We start from the raw sequence: 11,545 nt of genomic DNA, 5'->3' as shown, positions 1-11,545 counted from the left end.
AGGCCGCTCCTGCTGCAAAGCAGATGTCAGCGATCTGAGAATGAACATCCGCTATGGGTCGATTGTGTTGAAAAAGTCGGTTTCTCCAGGCTGCCTGCGTACTGACTGCTGAAAACGCCCTTCTTGCGCGCTGCTACGTGAAATCTGAGCCCGAAGCCCTCTGCTCAAAATAAAGACTTCAATCTCAGGCGCGTACTTTTCTGCCGTGGAAACGGTGGTCGACTTTTTCAACAGAATCGGTCGAAAAAGGTCTCTCGTGACTGGCAGCTGTTGGCCGACCTCTGCCGGTCGAGGTCATTCGGTGTGTTGGTCTAATCCGATGCAAACGACTGTCAAGTTGGTCCTGACTGCGACTGGTGAATCATATTCGATTCTTCTGGATCGTCCGTACGGTGTTGTGCGCACAGTGTTCCAGTGTTTGGCCTATCCTGCCTTAGCCCTCCATAGCGTCTACATGGTGTGAAATTTCGTCATGACGAAATTTTCGTCGCTAATGAGGGACATCGGTTTTGCTCACTCACGTCGAAATGAGCCTGTATGACGAAGTTACGGCGTCTTGCCTATCCTGCACTAGCCCATCAGCCGTAGTTTTTAATCATGACTAAGGTTTCGACAGCTTCCGTGCGAATCACTGGGAAGGGGCCAGAGGAATATGTTGATATCAAATATCGTACTCGGAGCCTGGGCGAGCGTTGTGTGGCACACAATGCCGGCGTTTGCCTATCCTGCACTAGCCCACACACCCACGTAATTCTTCGTCATGACGAAGGTTCTGAGCCCTTCCGAACTGAAATACGATGACATGGCTATCGAGATGGGCATGTAGGTTTGAAAAGACAGGGAGGCTACATTGCGCGCGCCTGCGGGCTTACCCAAAGGGGCGCAGCCCCTCTGGACTCCTGCCCTCGCCGGGAGGCAGGGGTGCAGGGGAAAGAGCTCCCTGCACCCCTGCAATGAGGGTAATAACGCTGCTTCAGCGTCAAGGGTTCGCTTCGCCGGAATCCTCGCCCGGTCCCGGGGCTTCGCTCCGGGCTGCGGCCTCCGGTTCCGCCCTTGACGCCGATTAAACCCAGAGAGCATTAGAGACGGCCACCCCAACACACCCTTCGTTATCCCAAGGGGCTCGAACAGGACATCATTTAATGTGCCTGACCCAATCTTTGCACCGCCTCTCTCAAGTCATCCAGGAACCGAATGGTCATTCCTGGGCCAACCTGGCTAACCGAAAATTGGACGACTAATTCTCCAAGTCCTGCCATCAATACCTGCGCGGGAATGCCGGGATTCTCGTTTGCAAAACGCTCCATTACGTCAACCATTTGATTTCGCAGTGCAGTGGCTTTGTCGCGCATCACGAGTGAGTCCGCTGATGATGTCACGAGTTTTCCCCCAACTGATCGAAAGGAAGGTACGCGTTACCATCGAACCCGGAGTCGTCACCTGGAACGATCTGTATGGTCTGGTAGTCGCCGTACTGATCGACGTAACCCACGCCAAAAGCGTGGGATAGTGACCTGGCAGCCATGTACGCTGCAGTAGCCTTCCCCACAACGGCGTAGTCGTGTCCGTGGAAAACTCTTGCAAGAATCCCGAGTGCAGCGCTGTTACGGTCGTTCTCCGAGCGCAAGAAGCTGATGAACTCAGCTTGTTTCAGCGCCGCATCTGGTCGGATATGGCGATCAACGCCATCCTGGGATTCGATGCCCGCCAGGAAAGCCAGCTCTCCCGGTTTCTCGATGAATAGAACATCCGTAAAAATTTTATTCAGAACACCATGGCGCACTGCCTTGATGTCGGCTGACCAGTACTCCTCTACTCCATTTGGCACGGTGGCAATGAGCTGACAATTTTTAGCAGCAAAAGCAATGGGTGGGGTGGCGCTGAAATTTTTCTGCATGGCGGGTCCTAAGTCTATTTCGAGAATTGCAGCCCTGCATGGGCATCCATTCGTTTGCGAATCTAGATTAGCTCGCATCTTGGAGTTTGCCCTGATGACTATCTGCCTCGAGGACAGCAAGAGCCGCGTTTATCCGCTCCCCGAAAATTTCGTCATGACGAAATTTTTAATAGGTAAAGAGTAGAATTCACAGCATCTGGATTTGAAGGTAGGGACGGCAGATGGACAAAAATCATCATCCCCAAATCTCTGATGCTGAACGGCGGCGTAGAGAGAAAGCGGTTAACTACGCACGTTCATCCGTTGGTTTAGAGGGCTTCCAGCTCAGCAAGGACGACGAGAAACACGCAAGGTGTTTCATCAATGGAGAAATTGATTTGACTGAGTTCGTGAAACGTCGCGATGGGGCAGGCTAGGAACTGTAGTGTGGATGTTGATCGTGCGTCGGAATCGGCGTCAAGGGCGGGACCGGAGGCCGCAGCCGCGAGCGTCGCGAGTGGACCGGGCGAGGATGCCGGCGAAGCGTACCCTTGATGCTGATGGAGTGCTCATACCCTCAGGGCAGGGATGCAGGGGCGCTGCCCCTCTGCACCCCTGCCTCCCGGCGAGGGCAGGTGTCCAGAGGGGCAGCGCCCCTTTGGGTAAGCCCGTAGGGCGCGCAGCGGTAATGACTTCAATTACCTTTAACGGAGCCACCCGTTGCGGGGCCCCAGTTCTTCCCAAGGTTTTGCAAGACGTGCTGACGGTAGGCCGGATTCCAAACTGTATTGCCTGCCACCATGTGGTTGGTGCGACCTGCTGTGACCATCATCCCGGACTGCATATCACGCCGCGTCGTTTTCGGATTGACAACATTCCCAACGGCATCAGCCATGTTGCGGAAGGTGACGGCTCCGAACGAAATACCTCCGGCCAAGGATGAGCCCAGCCCGCTCGTTTTCTTAAGTGCAAAGAAGATGAGGAGGGCTGTCGCCAGGATCTGGAAAAAAGAGGTAATGGGATTGTCATCGCCTACGACAATCACCTGATCAAAAAGGTGTTTGAAGAGAGTAACGCCGACAGTGACTACGACCATCGCGATGGCGATCTCCAGAGCGAATGAAAGCACTTGCTGAAACCATCGGTCGAACCACTGGGCAGTGACGGGGAACATGAGTGCAGCGATGAATATCGGCCCTATCCCTAGCAGCACGCCCAGGCCAAGCTTGGCCAGAATTATGGTTGCTGCGGCCGGTAGATGGATCAGAAACACGGCCACCGCCATCAGAAGCGCGTTTAGGGCATCCCAGAACATCTGTCCCAGTTCATAGAACTCCCGTTTTGCCGCTTTGCCGAGCATGTCATAAGCAACGTTGAGCCCTTTGTTCGTCGATTCGTCCAGCACCTGATAGATATTGGTGGAGTGCGCATTCGATGTGGACACGATGTCGGCTAGGCCGCTTTCTAATCCGTGGATCGCCGATACAGCCGTTGCTGTATAGGAATCTACCGTCATGCAAAAAGCCGCAATGATGCTGATTTTTATGCATTGTTTGAGGAACGTTGGAAAAGGCGCTTCCATCGCGCCGGAGCTGATCGCATAGCCTGTCAACGTGATGTAGAGAGTGACGCAGGTAAGTATCGTCAACTGGAAACCCAAAATCACATTCGATGCCGTTTGCGAGACGAAGGTATTCAGCATCGCGTCCAGGCTTCCGCCGATCCACTGAAATACAGTCCATTCCATATCGTTAACCTCCTTTCAGTGGATTGGATGGGACCAGCTTGGGGTAGTCCCGTTTATCGACCGCTAGGTGATTGGCCGCGGTTTTGGCGTTGATACAGTTCGGCGTCGCAGCCAGTTCGCCCGGGTTTTCCTCACACTTGACGATCATGCCTTTACGCTCCGCATCGTGATTCTTGTACCAGTCAACGGTTTGAACGGGCGTGCTTTCGCCACAGCCGGCTAGGATGACTGTGACCGCGAGAACGAAGGAGAGCTTTTTCATTTCTTCACTTCCCATGTAATGGGCAGCGGCATCGTGCGCAGGGCATGCGCTACTTCAGCTGCCGTAATGATGTGTCGAGCTGCAAGAAATCGGAGTGCGGATTCAGCTATTCCGGCATGAGTGGGGTTGGTGAATCGTTCGCGACCGTTGAAGTAGCCCATACCCACCGCTGCGATACTTGAAATGACCGCATAGAAGCAGCACTCCCAGCTTTCGAATCCTCTGGTGGGCAGGTCAAGCCAGTCATAAGCAGCCCAGAAAATAACCAGTGAGGCCCAGAAGGTTCCAATCACGTCGAAATTGAAAACATGCCACTCCATGCGATAGGCGGCCTTGAGTTTTCCGAAGCGGCGCACGGCCAGCCAAAAGCTGATAATCAAGCTCGCGTAAAAGCTCGCGACGGCAATGGAAAGAACATAAAAAATTGGCATTGCATTCACCTTACTGGTCAAGTGGGTTGAAGCTTTGCAATCTCGAATACCCGCGCTTATCGACGAGCTGTGCATTGATTTCTCGCTGTTGTTGCCTCTGCAAGCGGTCCTCTGCTTCGGCCACCATCTGGTACATCTGAAGCTTGGTTTGCTCGTTTTGAATCATCGCTTGCTCGGCCGAAATCCGACCTTGTAGCTCTGCGATAGCCTTGGGATCTGGGGTGTCGTTGATCTTCCCCATCAACTGATCGATCTGCCTCAAGCGGCCTTTGGCTGCGTCGTAAGCGTCCAAGGCGAAAGCCTTGTCTTGCGAAGGTTTTACCGCCTGGGCTTGGCATGAAGTTCTCTGTTGGGTTGTCATGAACTGCGAGCAGGCGTCGTAGACTTTTCTGTCGTTGTAGATCTGAGCCGCCCTTCCACTCAAGCCGGCATAGCCGCCACTCTGTACTGAGTCGTAAACCTGCTGCCAGTCTTGCGGCAAGTAATCGCGAAGAGCCGGGTTATTCATGATGGTGCCTAGGCCGCGCGATCCGGTGATCGACTGGTATTGCTGCTTCATCTGGTCAATTTGCGAAGTCATCTGCTCGACTTGCTGTGCCCAGCGCGCTGTGTTGGCAGAAAATTCGGCCATGGTCATCGGCGAGTCACTTGCCTGGGTTGTCACCGTTACGGGAATTTGAGCGTAGGCGGCCGGCAACATGGTGATGCCAACGACGAAAGTAAGAGAGATAGAGAAATCCTTCATGGTTGCCACTCTTTTTGTTGAGGTGGAAAAACGGTGCTCACGCTTTCCCCCCGATCCGTAGAAGATGAACCCCTTATTCCGAGCAACGCTTTGATCTCCTGCATATGACATTGAGCACTATGAGGTGAGCCTGGCACTGCCTTGATTGGCTTGGCAGAACCTGAAGTGGTTGAGGCATTGCGCTTGGCTGCAATGGCTAGTGCTCCCGCTGGGTTGAACTCACCTTTCTTGCATCGAGAAACCACAGCTCTAAACCATCTGCTAGGGCTTGTTCTGATGCTTTGCGCTTCCAATGCACTCGCAAGTTCGTCGAGCAATTCTTGCGCCCTTTTCTGAGGTATTCCTGCTAGCAAATCTGCAATAGCGTTTTTCTCGGGCTCTGATAGGCGAGGCCATATCAGCGATTCGCGATTGGTGTTTGAATTCGCCGTATCTGTTGTAGTGGTATTTATCTTTTTGGTTCTTTCGTAATTGGTAGAACGTCTAGTTGGTATATCCCCAGTTCCTCCATGCGATGGCTTGCCACCCTCTGGTCCACCAGCCTGTGGAGAACCATCCCCTGGTTTTGTAGGGGATGGAATCTCTGGAGTGTCGGTGACTACGTGGAACCATACGAATTTCCCATGTTCGCCCTGTACACGCTCTTGCTGGAAGTAGCCTGTATTTTGCAGTTCCCAGCGAACCTTCGACCACTGCTGCTCGCTAAGTCCGAATAGTCTACGTATAGGGCCGATTCGCAACTCAAATTCAGGACTGCGCCCAAGCATCCATGACAGGACAATACGGGCTCTCCAGCTCAAGCGTCTGTCAGTCAAAATGTCGTCGGGGACCGACGAATACGCACGGCGTTTTACTCTGATCGCCGAGCTTGGTTGCGGCTCTTTGCGATCGTCCTGTTTCATTGATGCGTTTCCTGGGAAGTGCTGTCGCTATCCAGTGCAAGGGCATCTTTAACCTGTAGAGTGCGGAAATAGACTCGGCGTCCCACCCTCATCATCGTGGGATGTAGTTTTCGGGACACATCAGTATTTGAGTAAAGAGCTACTCGAACTCCATCTGGAGAACGTCCCAATAGCGAAGCAATATCCGCGATGCTCATAAGCGGGCCAAATCGCTCGAGCATGTATTCTTCCGTTGTCATGTGTAAGTCCACCTAAGTTATGGGTAAGTGGACGTATTCTTCTGGTTGTTGTTTGTTTGGTCAAATGCAACAACGTCAATCCCTTGACCATTTTGATCTATTGGCAATTTCCAAGAATAGATATTTGTGTTTGCCAAAATATATTGTTTTGGTTTTTTGTTACTTGCCGGGTGGGTTTAATTATTTGCATATCAGCTAGTTGCGAAATTTATTGATGCGGTCGTCTAGATAGAAATTTTTCATGCGGTTTTTAATTTTTTATCCGATCTAGTCGGCCTACCAGATCTTCAGCCCGGAGATGTGTGTAGCGTTTCAGCATTTGCATGGATTTATGCCCACTGATAGCTGACACTTCCTGATCAGAAAGTCCTCCCTCAACGAATCGACTAACCGCCTCATGTCGTAAGTCGTGAAAGCGCAAGTCAGGCATTCCGAACTTCTTTTTGAGCACTCCCCAGATTTTGGTAAACGCATAGGGACGTCGTTTTCCGTCTTTCCCAGGTTCGCCGAAGAATACAAGATCGCAATTCTGTGGCCGGGTAGGGTTCTCAAGTGCGGCCTGGAAAGTCACCGTTGCCAGCCTGCTTAGAGGAACAGTACGTGCGCTGTCGTTCTTGGTATCTGAGAGGCGGACCACGCGTCTTTTGAGATCGATTTGGTGGCGACGTAGGCCTGTGATTTCCGAAGAGCGCATTCCCGTTTCCAGAGCGATACGGACGATCCACCCAAGCATGGGGTTGCTGTGGTTATTCACGGCTGCCAGTAGTCGTCGTTCCTCCTCACGGGATAGGCGACGGTCGCGACCTTCGCCAGGGCTCGGCTTACGAATGTTGAGCACTGGGTTGAAGGTCAAACCAAGGCCCCACTCTTGAATCGCTACCGTGAACAGATGGCTCAGCAAAGCCAGCTCCAAACGTACGGTGTTGTTGCTCGTAGGATTGCCTCGATTGGTGAGTGAGCCCAACCGGGTGTCGCGATAGTTGGCGATCACTTCAGACGATAACGCTGCCAGGGAATACTTTCCTAGGTGCCGTATCAGTTGCTGCGCCTTGGTTGCTTCCGCTCTCTGCGTTGTAGGCTTCTTGGTAGGGCTCACTTCACGTAGGTATTGCTGGAGCGCCTTTTCGAGCGTCAGTCGCTCGGAGCCGCTGCGCTGGATGTACACGCCGCGCACCATTTCGTCTTCGGTGCGTCGTGACCAGTCCTCGGCGTCGCGTTTGGTGCGGAAGGTTTTGGCGTTGGTCGGCCATCCGGTTTTGCGGATGACGGCCTTCCAGGTGCCGGCAGGGGTTTTAACGATTGTGGCCATCTGAAGGACTCCAAAGGCGTGCAAGCGAAGCCGCACTGTACCTAATTTGTACCTTTGGACCATAGGACTGTATCTGTGATGGTTCCGCCAGAAACGCGAAAGCCGCGCAATGCGCGGCTTTGGAGTTGGTGGGCCCACACGGACTCGAACCGTGGACCAAAGGATTATGAGTCCTCTGCTCTAACCAACTGAGCTATGGGCCCTCAGTAGGCCGCGGATTATAGCGACGGTTTCTCGGCTGTGCTATCCGAAAAATCCGATACGGTTACACATAGAAACGTTGCGGCAAATTCTTCGGCACACAGGGGCAGACTGACGATGTAGCCCTGGATCTGTTCGCAGCCTTCATCGGCGAGGAATTGTTGTTGGGCCTGGGTTTCGACGCCTTCGGCAATGATGGTGAATTGCATGCTGCGGCCCAGGGCGATAATTGCCCGTACGATGGCCGCATCATGGGGGTCATCGGGCAGGCCGCGGACGAAGGACTGGTCGATCTTGAGGATGTCCAGCGGCAGGCGCTTGAGATAGCTCAGGGAGGAATAGCCGGTGCCGAAGTCATCGATGGCCAGTTGCACGCCAAGTTTTTTCAGTTGGTGCAAAACCGCCAAGGCTTCTTCGGCCTGGCTCATGATGAAGTTTTCGGTAATCTCCAGTTGCAATAAGCCCGGCTCGAGATGGTTTTCCCGCAGAAGTTGTTCGATGCGACCCAGCAGGTTGGGTTGCCGCAGTTGGACGCCTGCCAGGTTCACGGACAGGGGGCCGAGGCTCTCATGGATGCTGTTCCATTCGCTGAGCTGCCGGCAGGCGGTTTCCAACACCCAATCGCCGATCTGCAGGATCATCCCGTTTTCTTCGGCCAGGGGAATGAAGTGTTCGGGGGGCACGTCGCCAAAGGTCGGATGGGTCCAGCGAATAAGCGCCTCGGCGCCCACCAGACGGTTGTCGGCCAGGCTGATTTTCGGCTGGAAAGACAACGACAGCTCGTTGCGCTCGATCGCCCGTCGCAGTTCATGTTCCAGCGCCACCCGCTCACTGGCTTGGGCCGTGAGGTCGCGGGTGTAGCTTTCTACCCGGTTACGACCCTTGGCTTTGGATCGGTACATCGCCGCGTCGGCGTTCTTGACCAGCGTGGCCACGTCACAGCCATCTTGCGGATACAGGCTGGTGCCGATACTGGCGCTGATGAAAAATTCGTGTTCACCCGCCTGGAACGGCGCGGCAAAACAGTTCAGGAGTTTTTGAGCGATATGCTCGGCGTCGCTGGGCTGTTGCAGGCCGGGCAGCAGGATGATGAATTCGTCGCCCCCCAGGCGCGCTACTGTATCGATATCACGTAGCTGCTCGCGCAGCCGCACGGCGATGCCCTTGAGGAGCAGGTCGCCGACCGGGTGCCCGAGGCTGTCGTTGATGTGCTTGAAGCGGTCCAGGTCGAGAAACAACACTGCGCCCTGGCCGCCGTTTTCCTGCTGGTTGTTCAGGGCTGTGAGCAGGCGGCTTTCGAACAAGGTGCGATTCGGCAGGCCGGTGAGCGGGTCGTGGTGTGCCTGGTAATCGAGTCGGGCCTGGGCATGCTTGAGGCTGGAGATATCGGCAAAAACCGCGACGAAGTGAGTGATCTGCTGGTCCCGATTGCGCACGGCGCTGATCGTCAGCCAACTGGGGTATAGCTCGCCATTTTTGCGCCGGTTGGAAATCTCCCCCTGCCAATGGCCCTCCGCCGTCAACTGATGCCACATCGCGGCGTAGAAGGCGCTGTCATGCAGGCCGGAGGCCAGTAAACGAGGCGTGTGCCCCAACGCTTCGCTTTCGCTATAGCCGGTGATTTCGGTGAAGGCACGGTTCACGGCGTTGATGTGCTGTTGCGTGTCGGTGATCAGGACGCCCTCGGCGGTGCTTTCGAACACCGTGGCCGCCTGTTGTAGTTTCTCCTGCATGAAGTGGCGCTCGGTGATGTCCCGGGCGATGGTCAGCATGCAATCTTCATTGCCAATGGGCAGGGGACGGCTGGACACCTCGCAAAGTCGGATCTGTCCGTCATTGCGGCGGATATGGCAACTGAAATCCTTTACGAAACCGTCCCGTTGCAGCAGGTCGAGCATCTGTTTGCGTTCGTTGAGATTGACCCAGATGCCCAGGTCCAGCGTGGAGCGGTCGACTGACAGGGCGCTGTTGAAACCGGTGATGCGGCTGAAACCTTCGTTGACTTCTATCAGCAGGCCGTCGCTTTGCCGGGACAGCAGCAGGCCGTCGGGAGAAGCATGAAACGCCTTTGCGAATTTCTCTTCAGAGGTCTGCAGCTGTTGCTGGGTTTCCTTGAGCTGGCTGATGTCTCGCACAACCACGACCAGGGCGGGTGTAGTGTCGAGATCGAAGGGTTCGGCCGAGATCAATCCGGTAAAAATCTGGCCATTACTGCGTCGAAAGGGCATCTCCAGATTGCGAATGCTCCCGGCCTGCAGACGCTGCAACAGGCCCGGCCCCACGCCCTGGATGCCCCAGATTTTCAGGTCCGTGGCGTTTTTGCCTATGACGTGATTGGCATTGATGCCGATCTGCTCTTCAAAGGCTTTGTTGACTTCCAGTAGGCAGCCATCCTGCAGGCGCGCGATCACAAGGATGTCAGGACACTGACGAAACACCGAGGCGAACTTTTGTTCGGAGAGACGCAACGCTTCTTCGGTGTGCTTGGCTTCACTGATGTCGATCATCAGGCCACGCATCAGCGGTTCATGGCCGTGCTGGATCAGGCTGACAATATCCCGTACCCACAAGCAGCGACCGTCAGCGGTGATCACCCTGTAATCGACACAATGATCGCGCCCGGCAAGTACTTCTTGATCGCAATAAGTCTGGGCGCGGGTGAGGTCGGCCGGATGGATGATGTTGCGCCAGAAACCGGGGATGAGCCAATGGGCAAGGGGATACCCCAGCAGTTCTTCGGCGTGGGGCGAGACGTAGCTGTAGGTGTAATCGCTGACCTTCGCTTCCCATGCGATGGCTGAAAGACTCTCGACCAATCCGCGGTAATGGTATTCGCTGCTGCGCAGCTCCTGTTCCAAGTCGACTCTTCGAGCAATTTCCGAGCTGAGGCGGCGATTGATGCGAATCACCACCGCCAGGATGCCGATCAGCAAAAGCAGCCCTGGCAGGCCATACAGCAACAGATCTGACCAGAGCTGCCGATAATCACGTACGTTGCCGATCCACTTTTCCTGGATCTCGCTGATTTCTGCCGCAGACATATCCGCCATCACTTTGTCCAGGATGCCGACGAGCAACTTGTTTTCCTGCGGGACGGCCATGGCCAACTGATAACGGTAAGGGGTTTCCCCGCTCACATAGAGCCCATCGAGCTTGAGTTGACGCAGGCTCCAGACGCTGGAAGCGAGGTCGCCCACCACGGCATCCACCTGATCGGTCGCCAGAGCCTGCAAGGCCGAGCTGACGTTGGGCAGCGCAACCAGGTTCAGGTCGGGATGGTGATTGCGCAACAGTTCGTGTGGGGCATAGTTTTCCACCACGGCGATCTTCAAGCCATACAGATCCTCGAGCTTGCGCGGTTGGGCGCCGCCGTGATGGGCGAGGATGACGATTGGAAAGTCCAGGTAAGGACGAGTGAAAGCCAGGTAATTCTGGCGCTCAGGTGTGGACATGATGCCTGGCAGAAGATCAATTTTGCCCTGCGCGACTTGCTCCAGCACCGCGGTCCAGCTGACTGGCTCGATGGGTGTCAATGTGATCGCCAGTCGCTGGCGGATGATATCGACGTAGTCGGCGGCCAAGCCTTGGTAGCGACCCTGGTCGTCGCGGAATTCGAACGGCGGCCATGAGGCATCGACGCCCAGGCGCAGGTCGGGGTGGTCCTTGAGCCAGCGGCGCTCTTCATCGGTGAGCGTCAACGCACCGGCCGTTGCGGTCCAGGTCATCAGTGACAGCAAAAGCATGGCCGTCAGTCTGGGCATCACGGTCTCGTCTTGGCGTGGGGAGGATGTTTCGAGTGTAGACGGGCAAAAGGGCGGGGGTGGCAACGAAAG

Annotated in this window: 10 protein-coding genes and 1 tRNA gene; 1 reads left to right on the top strand and 10 read right to left on the bottom strand. The window is 55.0% G+C overall.

The genetic code is table 11. The annotated features are described in order from the left end of the window. Window positions 1-1,139: 1,139 nt before the first annotated feature. Window positions 1,140-1,352, bottom strand: a complete 213-nt coding sequence (locus tag JZ00_RS06310) for a hypothetical protein (RefSeq protein ID WP_039590745.1) — start codon at window positions 1,350-1,352, stop codon at window positions 1,140-1,142. 23 nt (window positions 1,353-1,375) lie between these two features. Continuing rightward, a complete protein-coding gene (locus tag JZ00_RS06305) occupies window positions 1,376-1,897 on the bottom strand; it encodes a hypothetical protein (RefSeq protein ID WP_039590746.1) in 522 nt (173 codons plus the stop codon). Window positions 1,898-2,118: 221 nt separating this feature from the next. Here JZ00_RS06305 and JZ00_RS29970 point away from each other — a divergent pair, with 221 nt between their 5' ends. Then, entirely contained in the window at window positions 2,119-2,313 is a 195-nt protein-coding gene (locus JZ00_RS29970; RefSeq protein WP_082112049.1) for an antitoxin VbhA family protein, read from the top strand. Window positions 2,314-2,570: 257 nt separating this feature from the next. Here JZ00_RS29970 and JZ00_RS06300 read toward each other — a convergent pair whose 3' ends face one another. From JZ00_RS06300 to JZ00_RS06270, 8 genes are all read right to left on the bottom strand, one after another. Next, complete coding sequence (locus JZ00_RS06300) at window positions 2,571-3,623, bottom strand: TrbL/VirB6 family protein (protein ID WP_039590747.1); 1,053 nt, start codon at window positions 3,621-3,623, stop codon at window positions 2,571-2,573. Window positions 3,624-3,627: 4 nt separating this feature from the next. After that, on the bottom strand, window positions 3,628-3,885 hold the full coding sequence (locus JZ00_RS06295) for an EexN family lipoprotein (protein ID WP_039590748.1): 258 nt from the start codon (window positions 3,883-3,885) through the stop codon (window positions 3,628-3,630). After that, window positions 3,882-4,316, bottom strand: coding sequence for a hypothetical protein (locus tag JZ00_RS29705; RefSeq protein WP_052742285.1), 435 nt, complete (start codon window positions 4,314-4,316; stop codon window positions 3,882-3,884). Before JZ00_RS29705 ends, JZ00_RS06295 begins: the two co-directional genes overlap by 4 nt. Before the next feature lie 10 nt (window positions 4,317-4,326). Next, complete coding sequence (gene virB5 / locus JZ00_RS06285; RefSeq protein ID WP_039590749.1) at window positions 4,327-5,061, bottom strand: P-type DNA transfer protein VirB5; 735 nt, start codon at window positions 5,059-5,061, stop codon at window positions 4,327-4,329. Next, window positions 5,058-5,963 carry a hypothetical protein gene (locus JZ00_RS30760; RefSeq protein ID WP_152668407.1) on the bottom strand — a complete coding sequence of 302 codons (906 nt, stop codon included), beginning with the start codon at window positions 5,961-5,963 and terminating at the stop codon, window positions 5,058-5,060. Before JZ00_RS30760 ends, virB5 begins: the two co-directional genes overlap by 4 nt. Before the next feature lie 489 nt (window positions 5,964-6,452). Beyond that, window positions 6,453-7,511: a site-specific integrase gene (locus JZ00_RS06280; RefSeq protein WP_039590751.1), complete on the bottom strand. Its 1,059-nt coding sequence runs from the start codon at window positions 7,509-7,511 to the stop codon at window positions 6,453-6,455. Between the two features lie 126 nt (window positions 7,512-7,637). Next, window positions 7,638-7,714, bottom strand: a tRNA-Ile gene (locus tag JZ00_RS06275). Window positions 7,715-7,729: 15 nt separating this feature from the next. Beyond that, window positions 7,730-11,473, bottom strand: coding sequence for a bifunctional diguanylate cyclase/phosphodiesterase (locus JZ00_RS06270; protein WP_039590753.1), 3,744 nt, complete (start codon window positions 11,471-11,473; stop codon window positions 7,730-7,732). Window positions 11,474-11,545: the final 72 nt, after the last annotated feature.

The sequence above is a fragment of the Pseudomonas frederiksbergensis genome (genome assembly GCF_000802155.2).
Classification (GTDB): Bacteria; Pseudomonadota; Gammaproteobacteria; order Pseudomonadales; family Pseudomonadaceae; genus Aquipseudomonas; species Aquipseudomonas frederiksbergensis_A.
The sequence above is the reverse complement of the archived record's forward strand: the minus strand, read 5'-3'. Positions and strand labels throughout refer to the sequence as shown.

What these genes read in the sequence shown, in the direction of transcription:
- JZ00_RS06310 (WP_039590745.1), bottom strand. Translation starts at nt 1,352, where the DNA reads ATGCGCGACAAAGCCACTGCACTGCGAAATCAAATGGTTGACGTAATG.
- JZ00_RS06305 (WP_039590746.1), bottom strand. Translation starts at nt 1,897, where the DNA reads ATGCAGAAAAATTTCAGCGCCACCCCACCCATTGCTTTTGCTGCTAAA.
- JZ00_RS29970 (WP_082112049.1), top strand. Translation starts at nt 2,119, where the DNA reads ATGGACAAAAATCATCATCCCCAAATCTCTGATGCTGAACGGCGGCGT.
- JZ00_RS06300 (WP_039590747.1), bottom strand. Translation starts at nt 3,623, where the DNA reads ATGGAATGGACTGTATTTCAGTGGATCGGCGGAAGCCTGGACGCGATG.
- JZ00_RS06295 (WP_039590748.1), bottom strand. Translation starts at nt 3,885, where the DNA reads ATGAAAAAGCTCTCCTTCGTTCTCGCGGTCACAGTCATCCTAGCCGGC.
- JZ00_RS29705 (WP_052742285.1), bottom strand. Translation starts at nt 4,316, where the DNA reads ATGCCAATTTTTTATGTTCTTTCCATTGCCGTCGCGAGCTTTTACGCG.
- virB5 (WP_039590749.1), bottom strand. Translation starts at nt 5,061, where the DNA reads ATGAAGGATTTCTCTATCTCTCTTACTTTCGTCGTTGGCATCACCATG.
- JZ00_RS30760 (WP_152668407.1), bottom strand. Translation starts at nt 5,963, where the DNA reads ATGAAACAGGACGATCGCAAAGAGCCGCAACCAAGCTCGGCGATCAGA.
- JZ00_RS06280 (WP_039590751.1), bottom strand. Translation starts at nt 7,511, where the DNA reads ATGGCCACAATCGTTAAAACCCCTGCCGGCACCTGGAAGGCCGTCATC.
- JZ00_RS06270 (WP_039590753.1), bottom strand. Translation starts at nt 11,473, where the DNA reads ATGCCCAGACTGACGGCCATGCTTTTGCTGTCACTGATGACCTGGACC.